Source organism: Methylobacterium sp. WL8 (assembly GCF_008040045.1).
In the GTDB taxonomy this organism is placed as follows: Bacteria; Pseudomonadota; Alphaproteobacteria; order Rhizobiales; family Beijerinckiaceae; genus Methylobacterium; species Methylobacterium cerastii.
Genome location: NZ_VRVF01000009.1, coordinates 50,593 through 75,929, shown reverse-complemented (window position 1 = coordinate 75,929; position 25,337 = coordinate 50,593). Strand labels below are relative to the sequence as shown.

Sequence of the window (25,337 nt, the reverse complement as noted above, 5' to 3'; positions counted from 1 at the left end):
CTCCCGATCGATCGGACGATGTCCCGGATAGGCTCGGGACGGGCATTCCCCTCTCCAGCGATGGAGGGACGGACGCGGCGCGGCGCGCATCAACCCTCCGCCTCCGCCCGCGCGTCCTTGCGGCCGAACAGGTCGCGGAAGACCGCGTAGATCTCGCGGCGGTGGTTGACCTTGCGCATCGCGATCGGGCCGCCGGCTTTGGCAATGGCCTCGTAGGTCCGCCACAGGGTGGTGCGGTGCTCGACGAAGCCGGCGCGCGGGCCGTTCTCGTCGCCCACCTCAAGGTAGGCGAAGTGCTGGCAGGCCGGCAGGATGTGGGCGCGCAGCAGGTCGGTCGAGGTCGGGCCGTCCGAGGAGACGTTGTCGCCGTCCGACGCCTGGGCCGCGTAGATGTTCCAGTCGTCGGGCGAGTAGCGCTCGGCGATGATGCGCTTCATCTCCACAAGTGCCGAGGAGACCAGCGTGCCGCCGGTCTCGCGGGAGCCGAAGAAGGTCTCCTCGTCCACCTCCGTCGCCCGGTCGGTGTGGCGGATGAACACGATCTCCACGTGCCGGTAGCGGCGTGTGAGGAAGATGTGCAGCAAAATGTAGAACCGCTTGGCCAGGTCCTTCATATGCTCGGTCATCGAGCCGGACACGTCCATCAGGCAGAACATCACCGCCTGCGCCACCGGGCGCGGATAGGGCTCGAAGCGGCGGTAGCGCAGGTCGATCGGATCGACGTAAGGGATGCGCCGCGTACGCTCGAGCAGGGCCGCCAGCGCCTCGGAGAGGCCGGGAAACGCCGGGTCGCCCGCGGGCAGTTCGGCGATGCGCGCCTCAAGCGCCGCGACCTCGTCCGGCTTCGGCCGCTTGAGGGCGATGCGCCGCGACATCGAGTTGCGCAGCGTCCGGGTAAGCGCGAGGTTGGCGGGCGAGCCGGTCACCGTGTAGCCCGCCCGGCGAAGCGCCTCCGTCTCGACCACGGCGAGCCGGCGCTTGGCGAGGTCGGGCAGCTCCAGGTCTTCGAGGAAGAGCTCCAGGAACTCCTCGCGGGTCAGGACGAAGCGGAAGGCGTCCTCGTTGTTTTCGCCGCCGTCGCCGCCTTCGCCGGAGCCGCGGCCGCCCCCGCCACCTGGCGGTCGCTCGATGCGGTCGCCCTCCACGTAGGTCTTGTTGCCGGGCAGGATATGGTCCTGGAGGCCGGTGCCCGGCTGCCGGGAGAAGCGCGGCTCGCGCACCCCGTCGGCCGGCACGGCGACGCGGCCGTCCTTGCCCAGGTCCTTGATGTCCTTCTCGCGCGCCGACTCGCGCACGGCCCGCTGGGCCACGTCCTTGACCCGCCTGAGGAAGCGCTGCCGGTTGGCGAGGCTCTTGCCCCCTGGATTCAATCGACGGTCGACGATGTGCATTCGGTGATCAAATCCCCGCCCGCAAGATCCGGCGGCGCTTCCGCGCCGACCGGTCGTCCGAAATCACGGCGGATCCCGATCGCGTCCCCCGAGGGGGCGGATCACCCCGCCTGCTTCACCCGCATGTACCACTCGACCAGGCGGCGCACCTGCCGCTCGGTGTAGCCGCGCGCGACCATCCGATCGACGAACTCGCCGTGCTTCTTCTCGGTCTCGCCGTCCTTCTTCGAGCCGAAGGAGATCACCGGCAGCAGTTCCTCGACTTGCGAGAACATCCGCCGCTCGATGACCTCGCGCAGCTTCTCGTAGGAGGTCCAAGAGGGGTTGCGGCCCCCATGCTGCGCCCGCGAGCGCAGCGCGAACTTCACCACCTCGTTGCGGAAGTCCTTCGGGTTGGCGATGCCGGCCGGCTTCTCGATCTTCGTCAGCTCCTGGTTCAGCAGCTCGCGGTTGAGCAGCTGCCCGGTCTCGGAATCCTTGAAGTCCTGGTCCTCGATCCAGGCGTCCGCATAGTCGATGTAGCGGTCGAACAGGTTTTGGCCGTAATCGTGGTAGGATTCTAGGTAGGCCTTCTGGATCTCGTGGCCGATGAACTCGGCGTAGCGCGGCGCCAGCTCGCCCTTGATGAATTCAAGGTAGCGCTTCTCGGTCTCGGGCGGGAGCTGCTCGCGGCGCAAGCTCTGCTCCAGCACGTACATCAGGTGGACCGGGTCGGCCGAGACTTCGGTGGTGTCGTGGTTGAAGGTCGCGGCCAGCACCTTGAAGGCGAAACGGGTCGAGATCCCGTCCATGCCCTCGTCGACGCCGGCCGAATCCTTGTATTCCTGCATCGAGCGGGCGCGGGGGTCGACCTCGCGCAGGGATTCGCCGTCGTAGACCCGCATCTTCGAGAACGCGTTGGAGTTGGCGTGCTCGCGCAGCCGCGACAGCACCGAGAACCGCGACAGCATCTCGAACGTGCCCGGCGCGCAGGACGCCTCCGAGAGCTCGGAGCTCGAGATCAGCTTCTCGTAGATGTGCTGCTCCTCCTGCACGCGCAGGCAGTAGGGCACCTTGATCACGTAGATGCGGTCGATGAAGGCTTCGTTGTTCTTGTTGGTCTTGAAGGTCTGCCACTCGGACTCGTTCGAGTGCGCCAGGATGATGCCGGTGAAGGGGATCGCACCGATGTTCTCGGTGCCGACGTAGTTGCCCTCCTGCGTCGCCGTCAGCAGCGGATGCAGCATCTTGATCGGCGCCTTGAACATCTCGACGAACTCGAGGACGCCCTGGTTGGCGCGGTTCAGGCCGCCCGAATACGAGTAGGCGTCCGGGTCCGCCTGCGACAGCGTCTCGAGGCGGCGGATGTCGACCTTGCCGACCAGCGAGGAGATGTCCTGGTTGTTCTCGTCGCCGGGCTCGGTCTTGGCGATGGCGATCTGGCGCAGGCGCGACGGCCGGACCTTGATCACCTTGAACTGCGAGATGTCGCCCTCGAACTCGTCGAGGCGCTTCAGCGCCCAGGGGCTCATCAGCCCAGTCAGGCGCCGGCGCGGGATGCCGTAGCGGCTCTGGATCTCGGCGCCCATGGTCTCGGGGTCGAACAGCCCGAGCGGGCTCTCGAACACCGGGGAGACCTCGTTGCCGGCCTTCAGCACGTAGACCGGGTGGACCTCCATCAGCGCCTTGAGGCGCTCGGCCAGCGAAGACTTGCCGCCGCCGACCGGGCCGAGCAGGTAGAGGATCTGCTTGCGCTCCTCCAGTCCCTGCGCGGCGTGGCGGAAGAACGAGACGATCCGCTCGATCGTCTCCTCCATGCCGAAGAATTCATGGAAGGCGGGATAGGTCCGGATCGTCCGGTTCATGAAGATGCGGCCGAGGCGGGCATCCTTCGACGTGTCGATGAATTCCGGCTTGCCGATCGCGTCGAGGATGCGCTCGGCAGCGCTCGCGTACATCAGCGGCTCGTCGCGGCACGCCTCAAGAAATTCGGAGAGCGTCATCTCCGTGTCGCGGCGCGCTTCGTACCCGCGGGCGAAGCTCTGGAAAAGGTCGTTGGTCGCATGCATCGGCATTCGATAACCCTCTCAGACCGTCAACAGCTTCATCCTGTCCTGCCGCGAACGCAACCGACAGACCCGCATTTGTCGCAGTGCGGCGAACGCGGTGACGCTGCGTGTGCCGAATGCAACACCTGTCGGGCCGAATTGCGGCATCCGTCAAGCTTCTCCTCGTTGGCTCGGCCGGACTCGAAGAACGATCCGGCCGAAAAAACATGCACGTAAAGGTTTCGACTGCCTGCGATCAGAGATCGCTGCTGTCTTTCTTGGCATCGCCATCCTTCTTGGCCGAAGCGGCCTCGACGGTTATTTTGATGTTCTGGGTCTGGACTTGGCCGTCTGAATTTTTGATCTCGAACGTCACCTCGTCGGCTCCGGTGTAGCCAACCTTCGGTTGGTAGAACAGACCCTGAACTGCGGTCTCCTTGTTCGGGCAACGATAGGACGCGGGAGTCTTCTGCTTGCCGACCTTGGTGATCAGGGCACCGTTCTTCGGCGCGCCCGAGACCTTGAACTCCGGCATCGGCCCGGCCGAGCAGTCCTTCTTCAGGTTCGGGACGATGGCGATCCGCACGGTCTTGCCCGAGGCGACGGTCTCGCTCTTGGTGATCGTCGTCTGCGCGAAGGCGGGCGCGGCGAGGAGCAGGCCGCCGGCGGCGAGCGCGAGGACAGGGCGCGCGAGGAGAGGACGAAGGGCGGTCAGGTAGGCGCTCACGGGCGTGTCTCCGAAGGTCTTTTGGCGCGGCATCCGGGGCCGTGAGGCCACGTGCCGGCCGAGTCGATGTGGGGACGCCTCGTGTGCGCGTCGAGGCCGCAGGCCGACGACCAGGGCCGGGAACGCGGCTGCGGTGCCGATTATTGCTGGAGCGCGGCCGCCACGACGCCGGTGACGCGGGCGATCTGGGCGGCGTCGAGTTCGCCTTCGAGCGCGGTCGCGAGGCTGCGCTCGACCCGCGCACGCTCGCCCGCATCCGACGTCGGGGTGACCGGGATGTCGCCCTCGTCGAGGCCGCAGACCCGACGGATCGTCTCGGCCGCAGCCAGCAGCGCGGCCCTGTCGGCCGGTCCCATCTCCCAGAGCGGGTTGCGCAGGCGGCTGACCACCCGCCGGGCATCGCGGTAATCCCGGTCGACGTGGGTCGCGGCCTCGATCTGGCTGACGAGAAACATCAGTTCCAGCACTTCCGAGGCGGCTTCCGGGCAGGTCCGCACGATCCGCATCACGCGGCCGATGAGTTCCTGCGTCGGCGTCATCGAACGGCGGGTGGCGCTCATGCGCCGATCAACGCGGATCGGCTCGCAAAGTTCGCCGAAGCTCGAATCACCGGGCGATCAGGCGGCGCTCAGGCCTCGGGCGGAGCGCGGAAGGCCGCCAGCGCGTCGCGGCAGGCGTACAGCTCCTGCAGCGCGCCGGCCAAGGCGTCACGGTCGATGGTATCCCCATCGAGGGTGCGGCCAATGTTGGCCGCATCGGCGGGCGCCGCCGCGAGGCTGGCTTCCTGCACCGCCGGTGCGGCCGCCACCGCCTCGCCGCGGCCGACCGCCTGGACGAACCGGACGCCGTTCTCCTTGAGGACGCGCTGCGCGCCCTCGATCGTGTAGCGCTGGACGTGGAGCAGGTGGCGGATGCCCGCAACGAGGGCGACGTCGCCGGGGCGGTAGTAGCGCCGGCCGCCCGCGCGCTTGACCGGACGGATCTGGCCGAACCGCGTCTCCCAGAACCGCAGAACGTGCTGCGGCACGTCAAGGGATTCAGCCACCTCGGTGATCGTCCGGAACGCGCCCGGTTCCTTGTCGACGTGTCCCGAATCCTCGGTGAGGGCAGCGAGCGCCATGATTCGATCCGGCTACGAGGCGGCGATGAGGGTGCGGTCGGCGGGGCCGGACGTGTTCAGTCCTCGGCGTGGGCGTCGCCGTTCAGGCCGTTGATCCGGGCCTTCAGCACGTTCGAGGGCTTGAACACCATCACCTGCCGCGGCTCGATCGCCACCTCGACGCCGGTCTTTGGGTTGCGGCCGACGCGCTTGCCCTTCGAGCGGACCACAAAGGAGCCGAACGAGGACAGCTTCACGGTCTCGCCCTCGGACAAGCAGGAGCAGATCTCGGACAGGACCGTCTCGACGAGGGCCGCGGATTCGGTGCGGGAGAGGCCGACCTGCTGGTAGACGGCCTCGCTCAAATCGGCGCGCGTCACCGTCTTGCCTGCCATGCCACGACCCCTCGCGAATTTTCTTGCCGAGAGCCGTCGTTTGCGACGTATCTCTATGATCTGCCACGCTAATCCCCGGTCCCGCCCGGGTCAACCGGCGCGGCTGGGGAAATTCCGGGCTACCAGCGGATCAGCGCCGCGCCCCAGCTGAAGCCGCCGCCGATGGCCTCGATCATCACGAGATCGCCCCGGCGGATGCGGCCGTCCCGGCGGGCCACGTCCAGCGCCAGGGGAATCGAGGCGGCCGAGGTGTTGCCGTGGCGGTCGACCGTGAGCACCACCTTGTCGCGCGGGATGCCGAGCTTGTCGGCGGAGGCCTCGATGATGCGTTTGTTGGCCTGGTGCGGCACGAACCAGTCGAGGTCGGCGGCCGTCGCACCCCCCATCTTCAGCGCGTCCTCGATCACGTCCATCACCGAGCCGACGGCGAAGCGGAACACCTCCTTGCCCTCCATCCGGAGCTGGCCGGTGGTGCCGGTCGAGCCCGGGCCGCCATCGACGTAGAGCTTTTCACGGTGGCGCCCGTCCGAGCGCAGGCTCGCGCTGATCACGCCCCGGTCGGCGTTCGTGCCCGCCGCGTCCTGCGCCTCCAGCACGATCGCGCCGGCCCCGTCGCCGAACAGCACGCAGGTGGTGCGGTCCTCCCAGTCGACGATGCGCGAGAAGGTCTCGGCGCCGACGACCAGCGCGCGCCGGGCGGCGCCCGTCGCCAGAAACTTGTCCGCGGTGGAGACGGCGAAGACGAAGCCGGCGCACACCGCCTGCAGGTCGAAGGCCGCGCCCGCGTGGATACCGAGCGCCGCCTGGATCTGGGTCGCGGTGGAGGGAAAGGTATGGTCGGGCGTCGAGGTGGCGCAGATCACGAGGTCGATGTCGTCCCCGGTCAGACCGGCATCGTCGAGGGCCGCGCGCGCCGCGCGGATGCCGAGCACCGAGGTGGTCTCGGAGGCATCCGCCAGGTATCGCTGCCGGATGCCGGTGCGCTGGACGATCCATTCGTCCGAGGTCTCGACCCGCTCGGCGAGTTCGGCGTTGGTCACCACCCGCGCAGGAAGCCCTGAGCCGGTGCCGACGACGACGGAACGCAGGGTTGTCATCGGTTTCCTTCCCGTCGCGAAACGCGTTTCACAACCATCGGCTGCTAGACCCGCATCGCTCCGATCTCCATCGCGTTCAACCGCCGAACCGGGTCCCGGATCGGCGTAAAGGTCGACGCCGGCTAAAAGCTCACGCCGGCGCGAGGGTGGGCGTCTGGTCGAGCATCTCGCGGATCGTGCGCATCAGGTCGTGGCGCGCCATGTCGTGGGCGAGGTCCACCGCCGCGGCGAAGCCTTGCGCGTTCTCCGAGCCGTGGCTCTTGATGACGATGCCCTCGAGCCCGAGGAACACGCCGCCGTTGGCCCGGCTCGGATTCATCTTCTCCCGCAGCGCACGGAACGCCTGGCGGGCGAACAGCGCGCCGATCTTGGCCGACAGCGTCCGCGTCATCGCCGAGCGCAGGTAGGTGCCGATCTGCTTGGCGGTACCTTCGGCGGTCTTCAGGGCGATGTTCCCCGTGAACCCTTCCGTGACCACCACGTCGACGGTGCCGCGGCCGAGGTCGTTGCCCTCGACGAAGCCGTGATAGGCAAAGTTCGGCAGGTCGATCTCGCGCAGCAGGCGCGCGGCCTCCTTCACTGCCTCGTTGCCCTTCATCTCCTCGGTGCCGACGTTGAGCAGGCCCACCGTCGGGCGCTCGAGGTCGAACACGATGCGGGCCATGGCGGAGCCCATCACCGCCATCTCGATGAGGTGCTCGGCATCGGTGCCGATGGTGGCGCCGACGTCGAGCACGACGCTCTCGCCGCGCACCGTCGGCCACAGGCAGGCGATGGCCGGGCGCTCGATGCCGGCCATGGTCTTGAGGCAGATCTTCGACATCGCCATCAGCGCACCGGTGTTGCCAGCCGACACCGCGGCGTCGGCCTCGCCGTCCTTCACCGCCTGGATCGCCTTCCACATCGACGACTTGCCGCGGCCCTGGCGCACCGCCTGGCTCGGTTTGTCGTCCATGGCGACGGCGTAGGTGGTGTGCCGGATCTCGACGGCGCCCTTCAGGCGCGGCTCGGCGGCGACGAGCGGGGCGACCACCGCCTCGTCGCCGAAGATCAGGAAGGTGGTTTCGGGGTGGCGCTCGCGGGCAATCGCGGCGCCAGGCACGACGGTCGACGGTCCGTGGTCGCCGCCCATGGCGTCGAGCGAGATGCGCACGCGTTGGGACATGAGGGGGGTTGTCGCGGCCTTCGATGGGATGCCGTCGCGGGGGCGACGGCCGGGATCGGCGCGGCGGAAAATAGCGATCCCGCCCCGGCGGGCAAACGAATTCTCGCGCGGCGTCGCGCCGGGCGGCGCTCAGGGCTCCTCGAGGCGCAGGGTGCGCAGGACGTCGAAGGGCTTGGCGTCCTCGCCGAGCTGGACCTCCTCGAACACCACGCCGGGCTTGCGCGGGTAGGGATCGATGCCGAGCGCCAGGAACTCGGCGGTCAGCAAACCGAAGTCGATCCGGCCGCCGACGATCGGGTCGGGGATGTCGGCATCCTCGGCATCGGTGCCGGCGAGGCGGTCGGTGTCGGTGAACGCCACCTCGACCGGCTCCGACACCTTCGTCTCGAACGGCTCCAGGCTCACCGTGCAGACCAACGTGACGGTGCCTTCGACCGTGCCGGTGACGACGAGGCGGCTCGTCGGCCCGGCGACGGCGAAGCGTCCGACGAGGTCGCGGATCGCCTGGATCTTGAAGTCGGCGGCGAGGGCCGCGCACTCCGCCGGCGTCGCCTCGACGGTGACGGCGCCGCGGCCCGGCGGCAGCCGCGCCACGCTCACCCATCGGGACAGGGGGGTCTCGCTCGCGCTCATCGGTGTTCCGGGTTGGATGTCGGGGTGGCGTCCGCGGGCGGAAAGGGCGGCCCGGCGCCGAGCAATGCGTCGAGGTCGGCCTCGGCCAAATCGCGGTCGGCGGCGAGGACGTAGGCGGCCAGCCCCGAGGCCGCCCCCGCGTCGTCGCCGCCGAGCACGTTTCGAGACAGCGCCGTGGCGAGCGCGTCGGCGTCGCCCGCGTCGAGCGCCGCATCGTAGTTGGCGGCCCGCCCGTAGAAGGCGGCGCCGAGCTTCTTCATGCGCTTGGGCACGCCGAAATCGCCGACACCGAGCTCGCGCAACGACGCGTCGAGCTGGAGGAAGACCGAGTTGACGAGGTCCTGCGCCACGTCCGCCGCCGGCGCCGGCAGGCGGTTCAGCCGGCGCAGCACCAGGATGACATGGAGGATCAGCGACTCGAAGCGGCCCTCCACGCCGTCGGGCACGCCGAGCCCGGTATAGAGGCCGGGCTGCCGCGAGGCGGCGTTGATGCGCATGTGCAGGGTCTCGATGGACCGCCGCCGCGCGTCGTTGCGGCGAAAGAATCGGGCGATCATGCGGTGCGCCTCGGCCCCATGGGTCGACCCCCGGACGGGGCCCGTCGGAACGATCCGGCGCGCTTCCGCTGCGCTGTGGCCTGTGGCCGAGCTTGCCTTGTCAAAGCCATAACCCCGCGGTACGGCAACCCACGGTCAAGGTGCAAGCACTCTCAGACCGCCCCTGGTGTCGCGCTCCGGCGTGCCTAGCGGCGTCCCGTCCCATCAGCAACATAAGGTGGCCGATGTCGCGCCGTCTCGTTCCGTCCCTCGCGCGTCTCGGCCTCGTCGGCCTGCTGGGCCTCGGCCTGTCCGGCTGCATCGGCGAGGAACTCCGCCACGGCTACCAGATCGACCAGGCCGCGCTCGCGACCGTGAAGCCCGGCATGAGCCCGGAGCAGGTGCTGCAGACGCTCGGCACGCCGTCCACGGTCTCCACCGTCGGCAACAAGTCCTGGTACTATATCTCCCAGAACACCTCGCGCACGGTCCTGTTCCTCGGCGAGCAGGTCGAGGACCAGAAGGTCACGGCGGTGTACTTCACCCCTGGCTTCAAGGTCGAGCGCGTGGCCCTGTACGGCCTGCAGGACGGCAAGGTGTTCGACTTCATCGAGCGCACCACGCCGACGAGCGGCGCCGACCGCGCCTTCCTCAGCCAGCTGTTCAAGGGCCTGACCAAGTACGAGCCCTTCGGCTCCGGCAACGGCGCCAGCGTGGTCCCGGGCGCCCAGCGCGGCATGTGAGGCGTCGGGCAAACGCCCGACGGTATCCCCCTCCCCCCTCTGTGGGGAGGGAAGAACGGAGCGCTTGATCGCTCATCAGCCCCGCGCGGGCAGGACGGCCTCCAAGAGCTGCGCGGGCTCAGAGAGCAGGCGATCCGGGCCGGCCGCCGCCAGCGCCGCTGGGTCGGTGTAGCCCCACGCGACCGCCCAGAAGGCGCAGCCCACGGCCCGCGCGGCGTCGAGATCGCGAAGCTCGTCGCCGATGCAGAGCACTCCGGCCGGCTCGATTCCCATCCGGCGCAAAAGGCCCCTCAGGCGCCGCGCCTTGCCGAACACCGACGCGCCGCAGGCGTAGCGGTCGATCCGCCCGGCGACCTCAGTCCCGAGCACGCGGCGGACGTTCGCCTCGGTATTCGAGCTGAGCACGGCCGTCGCCACCCCCGACTCCGACAGCCCCGCCAGCGCCTCCGCGATCCCCGGGAACAGGTGCAGCTCGGCGGCGTCGCGCGCGGCGAGCCCGTGCATGTGGCGGGCGATCAGCGGCAGCTTCCAGCGCGGCACGCCGAGCCGCGCCATGATCGCGCGCGCAGGAAGTGTGCGGAGTTCGTCGACCTCGTGCGCGGCGATCCGGCGAAAGCGGTAGCGGTCGGCCACCGAGCCGAGCACGCCGCAGAACCACGGGAAGGTGTCGGCGAGCGTCCCATCGAAATCGAGGACGACGAGGCGGTATCCGCCGCCTGGGGCCACGCGCGTCAGAACCGCAGATTCTCCGCGGGCACGTCGAGGCGCAACACCAGGCCGCCGGGGGCCCAATCGTGCTCGAGGCTGCCGTCGAGCTGACCCGCGACGCTGCGCTCGGCGAGTTCCGTGCCGAACCCTTTTCGCGATGGCGCGGCGGCGATGGGCGGACCGCCCTGCTCCGCCCAGGTCAGGCAGTAGCGCGACGCGGTCTGCAGCCCGGTGAGCGTCACGGTCCCGGCCTCGTTGGAGAGCGCGCCGTACTTGACCGCGTTGGTCGCCTGCTCGTGCATGATCAGCGCGAGCGCCGTCGCCGTGCGCTCGCCGACCACAGCGTCGTCGCCGTCGACGGCGACGCGGCAGCGCCCCTCCTCGGCATAGGCCGACAGGATCAGGCGCATCAGCCCGAGGACGGTCTGGCCACCGTCGCGCCGCGCGCTCTCGGTGGAATGCGGGCGGACGTATTCGTGGGCCTGGGCCAGCGCCCCGAGGCGCTCGCGGAACACCTTCGCGAAGGACCGCGCGCCCGGATCGCTGCGGGCGCTGAGCGCGGCGATGCCGCCGACTACGGCGAAGATGTTCTTGATCCGGTGCGACAGCTCCTTGATCAGCAGGTCGCGCGCCTCCTCGGCGCGCTTGCGCTCGCGCAGGTCGCGGGTGACCGTGCCGTAGCCGGCATGGTGGCCGGCCGCATCCCGCACGGCGAACACCGTGAACAGGACGGCGATGGCCTCGCCGGTGGCGAAGTGCCGGAAGGCGAGCTCGCCCTCCCACCAACCGTCGCGCGCGAGGGCCGGCACCACCGTTCCTTCGAAGGCTTCGCGGCTTTCCGGCGTGAAGTAGTCGGCAACTGCGGTCCGCCGCGCCGCTGCGAGGTCGAGCAGCCCGACGAGCCGCAACGCGGCCTCGTTCAGGTGCGCGATCCGGCCGTCCTCGCCGGCCAGGCCGATGAAGTCCTTCGAGGTCTCGACGACGGCCGCGAGCTTGCGCGCGTCGGCGACGGCCTGCTTCAGCTCGTGGATGTCGGTGCAGGTCCCGAACCAGCGCTCGATCCGCCCGTCGGCGCCGCGGATCGGCATCGCGCGCCCGAGCGTCCAGCGATAGGCACCGCTGTGGTGGCGCAGGCGGTACTCGACCTCGTAGGGCTCGCCCGTCGCGAGGCTGTCGCGCCAGCGGCGCCACGCCTCCGGCTGGTCGTCGGGGTGGAACATGTCGGTCCAGCCGGCGCCGTCGGTCGAGCCGTAGGGCACGCCGGTGAACTCGTACCAGCGATCGTTGTAGAAGTCGTGGAAGCCGTCGGGCAGCGTCGTCCAGACCATCTGCGGCATGGCCGAGGTCATCACCCGGAAGCGGCGCTCGCTCGCGGCGAGTTCGGTCTCGCGAGCGTCGACGTCGGCGAGGGTCCGGCGATGTTCGACCAGGGTCGAGACCTGGCGGGCGAGCGCGCCCAGGGTCTCGCCCTGCGCCTTCGTCAGCCCGCCGGGACGAACGGTGCGGTCGAGCACGCACATCGTCCCGATTGGGACGCCCGAGCGGCTGCGGATCACCGCGGCGGCGTAGAAGCGGAACCCGTCCTCGGCCTGGATCGCGGGGTTGTCACGGGTGCGCGGATCGGCGGTCAGGTCTGTGATGACGAAGAGGCCGTCGGCCTGCACGTCGTCGGCATGAAGCGCGTGGACGCAGACCGATCGGTCGATCCCGGTCTCGCGCTCGCCGTAGCCGATCTCGGCCTTGAACCATTGCCGGTGGGCGTCGACGAAGCCGATCAGTGCGACGGGGACGGCGCAGACCAGGGCCGCGATGCGCGCGAGGTCGTCGTAGGCCGGGTCCGGCTCAGTATCGAGGATCCGCAGCGCGCGAAGCTCCGCCAAGCGCTCGGCCTCGTTCCACCGTTCCCGCTCCGTCGCACGCGTCTGGTTCGCAATTGTAATCGGCCGCTCCCGGATTCCGCAGTTACAGATAGGGACACGGAACGGCCACGCCTAGATTCACCGGCAGACGAACCGGCGAATTCGAAGGACCTTCGCTGCAATAGATCGATGATCGATAGGGCTGCGGTTCGCAAAGTAACAAATGATACGATGCGAACCGCGAACGATAGCCTCAGGCGGCCTTCGCGGCGTGGAGAGTCGGATAGTCGACGTAGCCCTCTGGGCCCTGGCTGTACCAGGTCGCGGCCTCGTCCTTCTGGAGCGGGGCGTCGGCGGCGATGCGGGCCGGCAGGTCCGGGTTGGCGATGAACGTCCGGCCGTAGGCGATCGCGTCGGCTGCGCCGGCATCGAGCGCCGCCTGTCCGCTGCGGCCGTCGTAGTCGGCGTTGAGGATCATCGTGCCGGCGAAGACCCGCTTCATCGCCGGAGCGATCGGCGGGTGGTCGGCCTTGCCGAAGGTGCCGTTCGGGCCGGGTTCGCGCATCTCGAGGAAGGCGATGCCGACGTCGGAGAGCGCCTTGGCGGCGGCCACGAACAGCGGCTCGGGGTTCGCATCGTTGGTGCCCTGGATCTCGCCGTTGGGCGACAGGCGCACGCCGGTGCGGTCCTTGCCCGCGATCTCGGCGACCGCCTCGGTGACCTCGCGCAGGAGGCGCACGCGGTTCTCGATCGAGCCGCCGTAGGCGTCGGTGCGGTGGTTGGTGCCGTCGCGGAGGAATTCGTCGATCAGGTAGCCGTTGGCCGCGTGGATCTGCACGCCGTCGAAGCCGGCGGCCATCGCGTTGCGGGTGGCGCGCCGGTAATCCTCGAGCAGCCGCGGGATCTCCTCGGCCGGCAGCGCGCGCGCCTCGGCGTAGGGCTTCTTGCCCTGGTAGGTGTGGGCGGCGTCGGGCGCGGTGGTGGCGGAAGCCGAGATCGGCGGGGCGCCGTCGAGGAAGTCCGGGTGGACGAGCCGGCCCATGTGCCAGATCTGGCAGACGATGCGCCCGCCGCGATCGTGCACCGCCTTCACCACCGGCTTCCAGGCTTCGACCTGCGCGTCGTTCCAGATCCCCGGTGCGAAGGGCCAGCCGAGGCCTTCCTGGCTGATGCCGGTCGCCTCGGTGATGATCACGCCGGCGGTCGCGCGCTGGGCGTAGTACTCGACCATCAGCGGGGTCGGAACGTGCTCGCGGGTGGACCGGCCGCGGGTCAGCGGCGCCATCCAGATGCGGTTCTTCGCGTCGATGGCGCCGACGCGGATCGGATCGAGCAGTGAAGGCATGGCATTCCCTTGTTCTGTCTGCGGCGGGTGCGGAGCGTCGCACCTCGTGCGACGCATAGGTGGCGGGGAGGACGCCCGCCGCAAGGCACCGGGCGCATGGCCAGCGGTGCCCGCGTGCGCGGTCGCACATCGGTCCCCCGCGGCGTCTTTCGCGCTGCCTTGATCACAGGATCCGGGCATGCTGGGCACGCATTCGCGTTCGCGGGGCCGATCGGGTATGATCCGGCCTCTCATTTCCAAGGTCTTTGCAAGAACATGGCGACGGCGTCGTTCGACACCGCCCGGCGCACGGGCAGCGATTTCTCCGACATCGAGAAGGCTCCCGAGTTCCGGCCCGAGCCGACGCCGACGGCCGTGCCGGGTCAGCGCAGCTCGCTCGTCGGCCTGCCGCGGGCCGCTCTGAAGGAGCGCCTGCTCGCGATCGGCGTCACCGAGCGCGAGAGCCGGATGCGCTCGGGCCAGCTCTGGAATTGGTTGAACGTCCGCGGCGCGCAGGACTTCGACCAGATGACCAACGTCGGCAAAGCGCTGCGGGCGCAGCTCGCCGAGGCCTACACCCTCGACCGGCCGGAGGTCGTCAGCCAGCAGGTCTCGCGCGACGGCACCCGCAAGTGGCTGCTGCGCATGGCGCCGACGGGGCGGCACGACCACAACCGCGGCGCCGAGATCGAGTGCGTCTACATTCCGGGGCCGGATCGCGGCACGCTCTGCGTCTCGTCGCAGGTCGGCTGCACGCTGACCTGCTCGTTCTGTCACACGGGCACGCAGCGCCTCGTGCGCAACCTGTCGGCCGCCGAGATCACCGCCCAGCTCGTCGTCGCCCGCGACGCGCTCGGCGACTGGCCCGGCCTGATCCCCTCCCGCGACGCCTCGGGCGGCGGCGAGGTCGGACGGCTCGTCACGAACATCGTGTTCATGGGGATGGGCGAACCGCTCTACAACCTGGAGAACGTCGTCGACGCGGTGGCGACGATGTCGGACCCCGAGGGGCTTGCGCTCTCGCGCCGTCGCATCACGGTCTCGACCTCCGGCGTCGTGCCGCAGATCCGGCGGCTCGGCGAGGAGGCGCACGCGATGCTGGCGATCTCGCTGCACGCCGTGCGCGACGAGCTTCGCGACGAGCTGGTGCCCCTGAACCGCAAATACCCGATCGCCGAGCTGATGCGCGCCTGCCGCGAGTATCCGGGCCTCACCAACGCCCGGCGCATCACCTTCGAATACGTGATGCTGAAGGGCGTCAACGACACCGACGGCGACGCGCGCGAGCTGGTGCGGCTGCTCAAGGGGATCCCTGCCAAGATCAACCTGATCCCGTTCAACCCCTGGCCCGGCAGCAAGTACGAGTGCTCGGACTGGGAGCGGATCGAGCGCTTCTCCGAGATCGTGTTCGACGCCGGCTACGCCTCGCCGGTCCGCACCCCACGCGGCCGCGACATCCTCGCCGCCTGCGGCCAGCTCAAGAGCGAGACCGAGAAGCTGCGCGCCCGCGAGCGGATGCTGCTCGACGCGGGCGGAGACTCCGAAGGCGCGGTTTCGGCGCAGGGCTTCTACGCCCTGCACGACGGCGAGGAATAGGGCCGGTCGCCAATCGGTGGGTCGTCCGGTGGAAGGTGGCCGCCTCTTCCCTCCCCACTCTGCGGGGGAGGGTGGGCCTCGCGTCAGCGAGGGGCGGGAGAGGGATGCACCCTATCCGGATAACGTGCACCCCTCTCCCGACCCACTTCGTGGGCCACTCTCGCCCGCAAAGGGGGGAAGGGAGATCTCCGCCCGCCTCAGCCCTGCGGCAGGTCCGGCGTGATGCCGAGCGCGTCCATGCCCTCCTCCAGGAGGTCGCCGGCGTCGGGCGTGCCGAGAAGCGTCTTCACCGCGCCGTCGCCGGCGCCTTCGCGCTCGCGGGCGAAGCGGACCGCCTCGGCCCACTCTTCGGGCTCCATGTCGCCGCGGCCGACATAGAGCAGCGCCAGCAGGTCGGCGCGCTCGTCGTCGTTGAGGCCGGCGATCATGCCGCGCAGCTCGGATTCGGTGGCGTCGTCGGTGCCGGAGGTGAGCACGTCGGTGGCGCCGTCGTCGATGGCGTTGGAGCCGGCATCCGGATCGGTCGCGCCCTCCTTCACCTCGACCGCGCGCAGGCGCAGGATGATCTCGGTGACCGTATCGGGGGCGATGTCCATGTCGAGCTCCGGTTGGCGGGCCCGTCGAGGCCCTGAAGCAGCGACAACTGGCGAGAGCGGTGCCGGTTCGCCGCGTCCGGCCCCATCATGCGCCGAGCCGCAGGGTTTGCGGCGCCAGCCGGCCCTGCGCGATGCTACGCTGCCGCCCGAACGGGGGCGCGCCGGGGGACACGGATGAAGCGGGACGGGCTCGTCGGCTGCCTCGCGCTCTACGCCGCCCTCTACGGCGCCTACGGCTGCATCTCGCCGATCTTGCCCAACGTGCTCGCCGCAGGGGGGCTCTCGCCGGAGCGGATCGCGGTCCTGCTCGCGGCCGCGACTCTGGTGCGGCTGGTGGCGGGACCGATGGCCGGGCGCTCCGCCGACCGGCACGCGGCGACTCGTCCGATCCTCGCCGCCGCCTGCGGCCTCACCGGACTCGCGGCCCTCGCGCATCTCGCGGCAAGCGGGTTCTGGCCGCTGCTGGCGGTCGGCATCGCCTACGCGGCGGCTACCGCCCCGCTGGCGCCGCTGGCCGACGTGCTGGCGCTCGCCGCCGCGCGGGGCGGGGCGGCGTTTCCCTACGGCTGGGTGCGCGGGGCGGGCTCGGCCGCCTTCATCGCCGGGGTCGGCGCCGCCGGCTGGCTGGTGCAGGGGTTCGGGCTCGCGGCCGGCCTCGTCGCCGGAGCGGTGTTGTTCGTGGGGGCCGGCGCGGCGGCGCTCGCCGGGCGGGCGTCGGGCGGCGCGCGCGCGCAAGCCTCGGAGGCTGGGATCGGCTTTGCCGGCCTGCTGCGCCTCGCCGCCTTCCGCCGCACGGTGCTGGTCGCGGCCCTGGTGGTCGGCGCGCACGCGATGCACGACGCCTTCGCGATGATCCTGTGGCGCGGCGCCGGGATCGGGGCAGGCGCCGCCGGCCTGCTTTGGGCGGAAGCCGTGGCGGCGGAGGTGTTCGTGTTCCTGATCGCCGGGCCGCCGCTGCTGGCGCGGATCGGGCCGGCCGCCGGCCTCGCCGTCGCCGCGGTCGCCGGGGCCGTGCGCTGGGCGGTGCAGGCCGAGACCGTCGCGCTGCCCTGGCTCGTCGCGATCCAGTCCCTGCACGGCCTGAGCTTCGCGCTACTGCACCTCGCCTGCCTCGGCCTGATCGAGCGGGCGGTGCCGCCGACGGCCCGCGCCACGGCGTTGACGCTCTACGGCACCGTCGGGCTCGGGCTCGCGGGCGCGGCGGCGACGCTGGCCTCCGGCCCGCTGTTTTCGGCCTTCCACGGCCGGGCCTTCTGGGCGATGGCTGGGCTCAGCCTAGCGGCCGTGCCGCTCGCCCTGCGCTTGCGCGCCGAGCCCGCGCGCACGACCTCTGCGTGATGGTACGTTTTATGGTACAAAACCGGAACATGCAGCCATTCTCCGAAACCGACGCCCTACGCCCATGCCGCACGTCGCCGAGATCCTGATCCCCCTCGCGATCGACACCGCCTACAGCTACGCGGTGCCGGCGCACCTGACGCTTTCCGTCGGCGACGTGGTGCAGGTGCCGCTGGGCCCGCGTGAGACGGTCGGCGTGGTCTGGGGCGTGGCTGAGACGGCCGGCGGCTCGAACCTGCGCCCGGTCACCGGGCCGCTCGGCGTGGCGCCGCTCTCCGAGCCGGTGCGCAAGCTGGTGGACTGGATCGCGCGTTACACCCTCGCGCCGAAGGGCTCTGCGCTGGCCATGGTGCTGCGCCTGCCCGACGAGGCCGCGGCGGCGGAGGTCGTGCGCGTCGGGGTCCGAACCACCGGCAAAGCGCCGGCCCGCCCGACCAAGGCGCGGGACAAGGTGCTGGCGGTCGCCGCCGACGGCGAGGTCCGGGGCAAGGGCGCGCTGGCGAAAGCGGCCGAGGTCTCGCTTTCGGTGGTCGACGGGCTCGTCGACGACGGCGCACTGGAGGCGGTTGCGCTCGCGCCCGAGCCCGTCGCCCTCCCCCCCGATCCGGAGTTTCCGCGGGTGCCGCTGTCGGAGGCGCAGGCCGCGGCGGTCGCGGAACTGGTCGGGGCGCCCGCCGCGGCGGAGGCGGCTGGCGGCGCGGTCCTGCTGGAAGGCGTCACCGGCTCGGGCAAGACCGAGGTCTACTTCGAGGCGGTCGCCGAGTGCGTCCGCTCAGGCGGGCAGGCCCTGATCCTGATGCCCGAGATCGCGCTGACGGCGCAGTTCCTCGACCGGTTCGCCGCCCGCTTCGGCGTCCGCCCGGCGGCCTGGCACTCGGGCATCGGCGGACGGCGGCGCGAGCGGCTGCGCGCAGGGGTCGCTAACGGCGAGGTGCGGGTGGTGGTCGGCGCCCGCTCGGCCCTGTTCCTGCCGTTCCGAAAGCTCGGCCTGATCGTGGTCGATGAGGAACACGAGAGCGCCTACAAGCAGGAGGACGGCGTCCACTATCACGCCCGCGACATGGCGGTGGTGCGGGGCAAGCTCGAGGGCTGCCCGGTGGTGCTGGCCTCGGCGACGCCCTCGATCGAGACGCGGGTGAACGTCGAACGCGGGCGCTACCGCCGCGTGCGGCTGCCCGAGCGCTTCGGCGGGCGGCGCCTGCCCGACATCCAGGCGATCGACATGCGCCTCGACAAGCCGGAGCGCGGGCGCTTCCTCTCGCCGCCGCTGGTCAACGCGGTGAAGGCCAACCTCGCTGCCGGCGAGCAGGCGCTGCTGTTCCTCAACCGCCGTGGTTATGCGCCGCTGACGCTGTGCCGCGCCTGCGGCCACCGCTATCAGTGCAAGAACTGCTCGACCTGGCTGGTGGAGCACCGCTTCCGCAAGGCGCTCGTCTGCCACCAGTGCGGCTACAGCGAGCGCCGGCCCGAGGCGTGCACGGAATGCGGCACCTTCGACAACCTCACCCCCTGCGGCCCCGGCGTCGAGCGCATCGCGGAGGAGGCGGCCGAGCTGTTTCCGGATAAGCGCATCATCGTGCTGTCGAGCGACTTTCCCGGCGGCGCCGAGCGGCTGCGGCAGGAATTGGAACTGGTCGCGGCCGGCGAATGCGACATCGTCGTCGGCACGCAGCTCGTGGCCAAGGGCCACAACTTCCCGCACCTGACCCTCGTCGGCGTGCTCGACGCCGACATCGGGCTGACCTCGGGCGATCCGCGGGCGGCCGAGCGCACCTTCCAGCTGCTGCAGCAGGTCACCGGCCGGGCGGGCCGCGGCGAGCGGCCGGGCCGCGCCATGGTGCAAACCTACCAGCCCGAGCATCCGGTGATCGCGGCGCTCCTGTCGGGTGATTCCGAGCGCTTCTACGAGGAGGAGATCGCCGCCCGCGAGGCGGCCGGCCTGCCGCCGTTCGGGCGGCTGGCGGCGTTGATCGTCTCGGCCAACGACCGGGCGACGGCCGAGGCCCACGGGCAGGCGCTGGCGCGCGCCGCCGAGCCGCCGGACGGGGTGATGGTGCTCGGGCCGGCCGAGGCGCCTCTGGCGCTGGTGCGCGGGCGTTACCGGTTCCGCCTTCTGGTCAAGACCGAGCGCAACGTCGACCTGCAGAGCTACCTGCGCGACTGGCTGGGGCGCGGGCCGAAGGTGCGCGGCAACGTCCGCGTTGCCGTCGACGTCGACCCGCAGAGCTTTTTGTAGGCGATCCGGGACGCGTTCTGTAGGAGTGTGCGGTGCCGCGAGATACTCGGTCGGCGGCAGGCCTGTCAGGAGCGCGCATCGTGCTGAGCTACACCAAGAAGCCCGAGTCCAGCGTCGCCGAGATCGTGGTCGACGGGAAGATAACCGACGACGAGATGAACGCGGTCATGACCGCGATGAAGGCCGACCTCGACAAGGGCGGCAAGCTCAAGCTGCTGGAGGACATCCGCGCCTTCGAGGGCATGGAGCCGGCCGCCTTCTTCAAGGACCCGCGCTTCGGCCTGTCGATGATGAAGGGCGTCAGCCACGTGGCGCTCGTCACCGACGCGCAATGGCTCAAGGTCGTCGCCGAGACCTTCGGCTTCGTCTCCCCGGCCCAGATCAAGGTGTTCGAGCGCGCCCGCCTCGACGAGGCCCGCACCTGGCTCGCCGCCGCGTGACGGACGCAGACGGTCCCGCCGCGTGACGGACGCAGACGGTCCCGCCGCGGGCGGGACCGTTCTACTCGGCCTGGGCGGTGTGCGTCGTGTTGCGCCGCGCCGTCCAGCGGCCGGAGCACAACGCCGACACCTTCCAGGTCCCAGCCCCGCCGGCCGCCTGAAGCCGGCCCGAGGCCGCGCCGCTCGCGGCCCCGTTCGAGACGTTGAGCCCCACCGTGCCGTCCGGTCCGACCTGGCCGGTGACCCGCGCGCCGGACTCCTTCGCGGACGCCGTGCGCACCTGCCCGTCGCGGATCGCGATGGCGGTGGTGTAGCGCGCGTCGCACAGGCCGCTCTCGGTCACGAGATCGACGGCCCAGGTCCCGTTGAAGGCACCCGGTTCTCCGGCGGCTACCGGCGACACGGTCGCGCCGGAGAGGAGGCCGACGAGAACGATCGGGGTGAGCTTCAGCATTCGGGACCTTTCTGTAGATCGGAAGGCGACCGCCGGGCACGACGGCAGCGACATCGGAAGACGAAACCGCAACGAGGCGTCTGACGCGGTGCCAGATTGATGAACGGCGGTGGCGGCAAGACGATGACGCCACGCGGATCCGACAGATACGCGTTCGGCCGTCGGTCGCGTCGGCGATGATTGGGGGCGGGGCATCTGTTCCTTGCGCGCCCGCCGCATTGATCACGTCTTATAGCATGATGACCGCAAAAACGAAATTTTTACGGGTTTCACGGGCGGGCGACGCGGCCTGCGGGCGTCGGCGGGCGCCTCCCGGCATCCAGCCCGATGCGGCGCGTTAACGCTTCATCAACCATGCCGCGTCCACGCTGTCCCGAGGAGAGACACCGCCATGAAGCGACGCCCGAGCCGCGACTTCGATGCCCTGAGCCAGGCGCAGATCGCCGCCGGGCGGACCGACGCCCGCCGGGTGGACGCGGCGCGGCTGATGTCCGCGCAGGCGCCCAAGCGCATGGCGGACCTTCTCGATGCGATCCAGCACGTGACGGAGGCCGCGACCGGCGAGCGCAGCTTCCTCCACGTCCGCCCGCGTTCGTAACGCCCGCGCGGCCGACCGTCCGCGTGCGCCTCAGAACGCGTCGGCGACGGGCTTGAACGCGCGGACGAGGTCGCCGTCGAGCCGCCCGGCCATTCCGACGAGGATGTCGTAAGCCGGCATGCTCTCCATCCGCGCACGGTAGGGGCGGTGCTCGGTGAGCGCCCCGAAGATGTCGCAGATCGTGACGAGGCGAACCAAGTCCGAGATCTGGCTCCCGACCAGCTTGTCCGGATAGCCCGAGCCGTCGAGCATCTCGTGGTGCGAGTGCGCGACGGCGAGCAGGCTCTCGTCGAACCCGCGGCCGACCAGCATGGCGTGCCCGTGCGCGGGGTGGGTGCGCATCTCGGCCATCTCTACGGCGTCGAGCTTGCCCGGCTTGTTCAGGATGGCGGCGTCGATCGCGATCTTGCCGACATCGTGCAACAGGGCTGCCTTCACGAGGTGATGGCGGTCGGCGGCGCCGAGCATCAGGACGCCGCCGAACGCGGCCGCGAGCCCGGCGACCAGCAGGCAATGCCGGTGCGTGGCGTCGTCGAAGCGTCGCACCGCCCGCACCCAGGAGCGGATGCCGCCCTCCTGCAGGGCGGTCTCGATGAGCGTCGTTCCCGCCGCGATCTCGACCGGCGAGAGCGGCCGTCCCGGGACGAAGGTGGTGCACAGGAACCGCTCGGCCCGCTCGCCGTGGCGCCGCATCGCGTCGGACATCGGATCGATCCGGTTCCGCAGCTCCGCCAGGGCGCTGCCGAGGGCGGCCGGGCCGGAGGCGGCGCTGAGCAGGCTGGAGGCGCCGAGCAGCTCGGCGTAGGCGCGGGTCCGCGCACCGTTGTCGTGGAACAGGCAGACGTAGGGCACGTCCTGGCCGCGGACGCGCTCGAGCAGCGTGCGCAGGCGCGACAGCGCCTCCGAGGTCAGCGCCTTGACGTCGCTGACGATGAGTTCCGCGGCCGCCGGGCAGGAGGCGTCGTCGTAGAGGTCGAAGACCGTCGACCGCTCGACGTTCGGGAGGTCCCGTGCCAGCCGCGCCGTTCGGTGCGTGTCGTCGCTGATCAGGAGCAATTCGGCCATGACGGCGGTCCACCGGGGAGATCGTGGTCGTTCGGGTCTCGAAAGGCGGGCGCAGGTCGCGAACGCGGCTCACGCCGCAGCCGCCGGGCCTCAGCCGAAGGCGCGGGCGGCCGAGCGGACCTGACGGGTCGCGTCGTCCACCCGCTCGCTCGCCTGGGCGATCAGGTCCATGCCCGAGGCGATCGCCGTGACGCCGTACGACGCGGTCTGCATGCTACCCGAGATCTCCTGCGTGACCGCGGATTGCTCCTCCACCGCGGCCGCGATCGCGCTCGACACGTCGCTGAGCGTCTGGATCGTGGTCTTGATCGAGGCGATCGCGTCAACGGCGTCGCGGGTCGCGTTCTGCGTCGCGGCGATCTGCGTGCGGATCTGGTCCGTCGCCTTGCCGGTCTGCTCGGCCAGCGCCTTCACCTCGGCCGCGACGACGGCGAAGCCCTTGCCCGCCGCGCCCGCACGCGCGGCCTCGATGGTGGCGTTCAGCGCGAGCAGGTTGGTCTGCGCCGCGATGCCCTGGATGAGCGCGACGACATCGCCGATCTGTGCCGCCTGGCTGCTCAGGCCGGCGACGATCAGGCCCGTGCGCTCGGTCTCCTCGACGGCCTGTCCGGCGATCCGGGCCGCGTGGCTGACCTGCTGGCTGATCTCGCCGACCGAGGCCGAGAGCTCCTCCGCACCGGAGGCGACGGCCTGGATGTCGCCGGAGACGCGCCCCACCGTGGCGGCGGCGTCGGTCGTCTGGCGCGTGACGTCCTCCGTCGCCGTCCCGATCGCGTCGAGGTCGGTGCCGATCGCCCGCTGCGCCTCGGCCCGGCGCTGGCGCTCGTGCACCTGTTCGGTGATGTCGGTGGCGAACTTGACGATCTTGGTCGTGCGGCCCTCCGCATCGGTGACGGGATTGTAGGTCGCCTGGATCCAGACCTCGCGGCCGCCCTTGCCGATCCGGAGGTACTCGGCCGACTGGAATTCGCCGCGCGCGAGCGCCGCCCAGAACGCCTGGTAGGCCGGACCGACGCGTTCGGCCTCGGTGACGAACATGCGGTGGTGCCGGCCCTGCACCTCGTCGAGCCGGTAGCCGACCGCGTCGAGGAAGTTGGGGTTGGCGGTGAGGATCGTGCCGTCGGGTTCGAAGTCAATCACGGCCTGCGAGCGGTGCAGGGCGGCGATCTGGCGTTCCATGTCCAGCGCCGCGAGCTTGTAGGCTGTGATGTCGGTGGCGAACTTCACGACTTTGACGGTCTTGCCGTCCCGGTCGAGCACGGGATTGTACGAGGCCTGGAGCCAGACTTCACGACCGCCCTTGGCGATGCGCCGGAAGGCGGCGGAATCCGCCTTGCCCTTCGACAGGCCCTCCCAGAACAGACGATACGCCTCGCTCGTCCGCTCGGACGGCTCGAGGAACAGGCTGTGGTGCCGACCTTGGATCTCGTCGAGGGCGTAGCCCATCGTCGCGAGGAAGTTGGCGTTGGCGGTGATGATCTTGCCGCTGCCGTCGAATTCGATCACGGCCTGCGACTTGTGCAGCAAATCCGAGGTGACCGAAGTCCGGCGATTCAGAAGACTCAGCATGTCGCTCCCTCGATGGAACATCGACGCCACGACGCGCGGGACCCTTGAAGAGGGGTGGCGGCGGGCTGACGATCGGCTTGGGAGGACGATACGTCGAGAGACGTTAAATCTGGTTTATTTTCTTAGAAACCCTTGGGTCCGCGACACTCTGGCATCGCTTGCGCGCAATTCTTATAGTCCCCGGCATGATCACGATGTCGATTGCGCGGGGCGCCGCCGCAGAGGCACGTGCGGGGACAGGACCCGTGATCGCGCGACGACGCGGGGCGGCAGGCTCCCACGCGGACGCTAGACAATTCTGCGTGATGCCGACGACCGTGCAGGCGCGTCTCCCGAAGCCGTCAGGCGCCGGGCGTCGCCGCATCGCCGTCCCGCATCGCTTCGGCGACGCTCTCGAAGGCGGCCACCACCGCTCGCGCGTTGGCCTGGCGGATGGCGTCGAGGTCGGGAACTCCGGCGCCGGGAATCTCGATGTCCGACATCTCGGCGCTGAGGCTTTTCCCGAGCGCGCGCACCCGGTCCGGCGGCAGGCCGCTCTGCTCGAACACCAGCACGGCGACCGTCTGGACCAGCACCCGCAGGGCGGAGGCCTCCGCGAGCCGCTCGACCGCTTCCTGATTGATCGCCATCGTCATCCCGTCGCTTGGCCCGAGAGCATTTTCCGTGATCCCCGGATCACGGAAAATGCACCGACCTGCTGTGTGGTCGCGTTTTCTTCACGCGAGCCGGCATCCACCTCGCTTGAAAACGCTCTGAAAGCCGTCTCGTCGCCGCCCGCCATGCCCGACACGGCGTGCCGCTGGCAACCGCTCAGGCGGCGGTGGGGAGCCAGTCGCAGAAGGCGCGCACCGCCGGGTCTTCGGCCCGGGCCTCCGGCACGTAGGCGTGGTAGCTTCGCGCCGGCAGGGCCGGGCCGGAAAACGGCAGCGTCAGCCGCCCCGCGGCCACATCGTCGGCGATCGGCCGCTCCGGGCCCATGGCCACGCCGAGGCCGTCGAGGGCGGCCTGCAGCGTCAAGTAGAAATGTTCCAGCGTCACCGAGCGCTGCGGGCGCAGGTTCGGCACGCCCGCGGCCTGCAGCCAGTGCGGCCAGACCTCGGGCAGCGTCGCCGCATTCAGCAGCGTATGCTGCGCCAGATCCGCCGGCGCCCGGAGCGGCAGACGTCGCAGCAGGCCTGGGCTGCAGACCGGGATGCGCCCCTCGGGAAGGAAGGCGATCGCGACGTGCCCCGGATACGCGTCCGGGCCACCGCGGATCGCGACGTCGAACGGTTCGGCGAGGTGGGCGAGCGGCACGTTGGAGGTCGTGAGCCGCACCTCGATCGCAGGGTTGGCCCGCTGGAAGGCCGAGAGGCGCGGGATCAGCCAGCGCAGGGTGAAGGTCGCGAGCGCGTTCACGTGCAACACCCGCGTTCGTCCGCGCCCGATCTGCCGAGCGCTGGCGAGGGCCACGCGGTCGAGGGCGGCACCGATCTCGGCGAGGTAGGCGCGCCCGGCCTCGGTGAGCACCACGCGGCGGTTGTGGCGCTCGAACAGCGGCGCCCCGAGCCAAGCATCGAGCGCCTGCACGTGCCGGCTCACCGCACCGTGGGTCACGCAGAGCTCGGCCGCGGCCAGGGTGAAGCTCTGGTGCCGGCCGGCAGCTTCGAAGGCCTTCAACGCATTCAGCGGCGGCAACCGGCGGTGCATGCGTGCCAGCTTTCCTCACACGTGCGTCAGCACAAGGCGTTTGTCGCGAGAC

Annotated in this window: 25 protein-coding genes; 6 read left to right on the top strand and 19 right to left on the bottom strand. The window is 70.4% G+C overall.

Translation table 11 applies throughout. The features are described from left to right. Positions 1 to 89: 89 nt before the first annotated feature. The 10 genes from FV234_RS05680 to FV234_RS05635 all read right to left on the bottom strand — a co-directional run bounded on the left by FV234_RS05680 (position 90) and on the right by FV234_RS05635 (position 9,091). Positions 90 to 1,391: a YeaH/YhbH family protein gene (locus tag FV234_RS05680; protein ID WP_147828340.1), complete on the bottom strand. Its 1,302-nt coding sequence runs from the start codon at positions 1,389 to 1,391 to the stop codon at positions 90 to 92. A 101-nt stretch (positions 1,392 to 1,492) separates the two neighbouring features. After that, on the bottom strand, positions 1,493 to 3,445 hold the full coding sequence (locus FV234_RS05675; RefSeq protein ID WP_147828339.1) for a PrkA family serine protein kinase: 1,953 nt from the start codon (positions 3,443 to 3,445) through the stop codon (positions 1,493 to 1,495). Positions 3,446 to 3,674: 229 nt separating this feature from the next. Next, positions 3,675 to 4,145, bottom strand: a complete 471-nt coding sequence (locus FV234_RS05670; RefSeq protein WP_238270922.1) for a 4-aminobutyrate aminotransferase — start codon at positions 4,143 to 4,145, stop codon at positions 3,675 to 3,677. A 140-nt stretch (positions 4,146 to 4,285) separates the two neighbouring features. After that, positions 4,286 to 4,705, bottom strand: coding sequence for a hypothetical protein (locus tag FV234_RS05665; protein WP_238270925.1), 420 nt, complete (start codon positions 4,703 to 4,705; stop codon positions 4,286 to 4,288). A 68-nt stretch (positions 4,706 to 4,773) separates the two neighbouring features. Next, positions 4,774 to 5,265 carry a MerR family transcriptional regulator gene (locus FV234_RS05660; RefSeq protein WP_147828338.1) on the bottom strand — a complete coding sequence of 164 codons (492 nt, stop codon included), beginning with the start codon at positions 5,263 to 5,265 and terminating at the stop codon, positions 4,774 to 4,776. A 56-nt stretch (positions 5,266 to 5,321) separates the two neighbouring features. After that, positions 5,322 to 5,639: an integration host factor subunit alpha gene (locus tag FV234_RS05655; protein WP_147828337.1), complete on the bottom strand. Its 318-nt coding sequence runs from the start codon at positions 5,637 to 5,639 to the stop codon at positions 5,322 to 5,324. A 119-nt stretch (positions 5,640 to 5,758) separates the two neighbouring features. Further along, a complete protein-coding gene (locus FV234_RS05650) occupies positions 5,759 to 6,736 on the bottom strand; it encodes a beta-ketoacyl-ACP synthase III (RefSeq protein WP_147828336.1) in 978 nt (325 codons plus the stop codon). 130 nt (positions 6,737 to 6,866) lie between these two features. Continuing rightward, a complete protein-coding gene (gene plsX, locus FV234_RS05645) occupies positions 6,867 to 7,901 on the bottom strand; it encodes a phosphate acyltransferase PlsX (protein WP_147753190.1) in 1,035 nt (344 codons plus the stop codon). Positions 7,902 to 8,030: 129 nt separating this feature from the next. After that, positions 8,031 to 8,534, bottom strand: coding sequence for a DUF177 domain-containing protein (locus tag FV234_RS05640; RefSeq protein WP_147828335.1), 504 nt, complete (start codon positions 8,532 to 8,534; stop codon positions 8,031 to 8,033). Further along, entirely contained in the window at positions 8,531 to 9,091 is a 561-nt protein-coding gene (locus FV234_RS05635; protein ID WP_147828334.1) for a ubiquinol-cytochrome C chaperone family protein, read from the bottom strand. Before FV234_RS05635 ends, FV234_RS05640 begins: the two co-directional genes overlap by 4 nt. Before the next feature lie 224 nt (positions 9,092 to 9,315). On the opposite strand from FV234_RS05635, the gene bamE reads away from it, so the two are divergent. After that, on the top strand, positions 9,316 to 9,813 hold the full coding sequence (gene bamE, locus FV234_RS05630; RefSeq protein ID WP_147753187.1) for an outer membrane protein assembly factor BamE: 498 nt from the start codon (positions 9,316 to 9,318) through the stop codon (positions 9,811 to 9,813). 75 nt (positions 9,814 to 9,888) lie between these two features. Here the strand turns inward: bamE and FV234_RS05625 are convergent, their stop codons facing one another. The 3 genes from FV234_RS05625 to FV234_RS05615 all read right to left on the bottom strand — a co-directional run bounded on the left by FV234_RS05625 (position 9,889) and on the right by FV234_RS05615 (position 13,725). Next, complete coding sequence (locus tag FV234_RS05625; RefSeq protein ID WP_238270934.1) at positions 9,889 to 10,539, bottom strand: HAD hydrolase-like protein; 651 nt, start codon at positions 10,537 to 10,539, stop codon at positions 9,889 to 9,891. Positions 10,540 to 10,544: 5 nt separating this feature from the next. After that, on the bottom strand, positions 10,545 to 12,401 hold the full coding sequence (locus FV234_RS05620) for a PAS domain S-box protein (protein WP_246686123.1): 1,857 nt from the start codon (positions 12,399 to 12,401) through the stop codon (positions 10,545 to 10,547). Positions 12,402 to 12,633: 232 nt separating this feature from the next. Next, complete coding sequence (locus FV234_RS05615; RefSeq protein WP_147761778.1) at positions 12,634 to 13,725, bottom strand: alkene reductase; 1,092 nt, start codon at positions 13,723 to 13,725, stop codon at positions 12,634 to 12,636. Positions 13,726 to 13,980: 255 nt separating this feature from the next. Here FV234_RS05615 and rlmN point away from each other — a divergent pair, with 255 nt between their 5' ends. Then, complete coding sequence (gene rlmN, locus FV234_RS05610; RefSeq protein WP_147761779.1) at positions 13,981 to 15,300, top strand: 23S rRNA (adenine(2503)-C(2))-methyltransferase RlmN; 1,320 nt, start codon at positions 13,981 to 13,983, stop codon at positions 15,298 to 15,300. Between the two features lie 197 nt (positions 15,301 to 15,497). Here rlmN and FV234_RS05605 read toward each other — a convergent pair whose 3' ends face one another. Then, the gene (locus FV234_RS05605) at positions 15,498 to 15,896 is read right to left on the bottom strand and encodes a DUF3775 domain-containing protein (RefSeq protein ID WP_147828332.1); all 399 of its coding nucleotides are present in this window, start codon (positions 15,894 to 15,896) and stop codon (positions 15,498 to 15,500) included. 174 nt (positions 15,897 to 16,070) lie between these two features. Between FV234_RS05605 and FV234_RS05600 the strand changes: the two genes are divergently transcribed. The 3 genes from FV234_RS05600 (at position 16,071) to FV234_RS05590 (ending at position 19,910) form a co-directional block, all read left to right on the top strand. Continuing rightward, positions 16,071 to 17,234, top strand: coding sequence for an MFS transporter (locus tag FV234_RS05600; RefSeq protein WP_147828331.1), 1,164 nt, complete (start codon positions 16,071 to 16,073; stop codon positions 17,232 to 17,234). A 64-nt stretch (positions 17,235 to 17,298) separates the two neighbouring features. Beyond that, positions 17,299 to 19,470, top strand: a complete 2,172-nt coding sequence (locus tag FV234_RS05595; RefSeq protein ID WP_147828330.1) for a primosomal protein N' — start codon at positions 17,299 to 17,301, stop codon at positions 19,468 to 19,470. A gap of 80 nt (positions 19,471 to 19,550) precedes the next feature. Continuing rightward, on the top strand, positions 19,551 to 19,910 hold the full coding sequence (locus FV234_RS05590) for an STAS/SEC14 domain-containing protein (protein ID WP_147754169.1): 360 nt from the start codon (positions 19,551 to 19,553) through the stop codon (positions 19,908 to 19,910). Between the two features lie 61 nt (positions 19,911 to 19,971). On the opposite strand, the gene FV234_RS05585 is transcribed toward FV234_RS05590, so the two are convergent. Next, on the bottom strand, positions 19,972 to 20,364 hold the full coding sequence (locus tag FV234_RS05585) for a hypothetical protein (RefSeq protein WP_147815133.1): 393 nt from the start codon (positions 20,362 to 20,364) through the stop codon (positions 19,972 to 19,974). Positions 20,365 to 20,755: 391 nt separating this feature from the next. Here FV234_RS05585 and FV234_RS05580 point away from each other — a divergent pair, with 391 nt between their 5' ends. Then, a complete protein-coding gene (locus tag FV234_RS05580; RefSeq protein WP_147754171.1) occupies positions 20,756 to 20,962 on the top strand; it encodes a hypothetical protein in 207 nt (68 codons plus the stop codon). Between the two features lie 30 nt (positions 20,963 to 20,992). On the opposite strand, the gene FV234_RS05575 is transcribed toward FV234_RS05580, so the two are convergent. The 4 genes from FV234_RS05575 to gcvA form a co-directional block, all read right to left on the bottom strand. Continuing rightward, the gene (locus FV234_RS05575) at positions 20,993 to 22,027 is read right to left on the bottom strand and encodes an HD domain-containing phosphohydrolase (protein WP_147828329.1); all 1,035 of its coding nucleotides are present in this window, start codon (positions 22,025 to 22,027) and stop codon (positions 20,993 to 20,995) included. A 90-nt stretch (positions 22,028 to 22,117) separates the two neighbouring features. Further along, positions 22,118 to 23,596 (bottom strand): PAS domain-containing methyl-accepting chemotaxis protein, encoded by a 1,479-nt coding sequence (locus FV234_RS05570; protein ID WP_187273590.1) that lies wholly within the window; start codon positions 23,594 to 23,596, stop codon positions 22,118 to 22,120. A gap of 341 nt (positions 23,597 to 23,937) precedes the next feature. Beyond that, positions 23,938 to 24,225: a hypothetical protein gene (locus tag FV234_RS05565; RefSeq protein ID WP_147828328.1), complete on the bottom strand. Its 288-nt coding sequence runs from the start codon at positions 24,223 to 24,225 to the stop codon at positions 23,938 to 23,940. A 181-nt stretch (positions 24,226 to 24,406) separates the two neighbouring features. Then, complete coding sequence (gene gcvA / locus FV234_RS05560; RefSeq protein ID WP_147828327.1) at positions 24,407 to 25,285, bottom strand: transcriptional regulator GcvA; 879 nt, start codon at positions 25,283 to 25,285, stop codon at positions 24,407 to 24,409. Positions 25,286 to 25,337 lie beyond the last annotated feature (52 nt).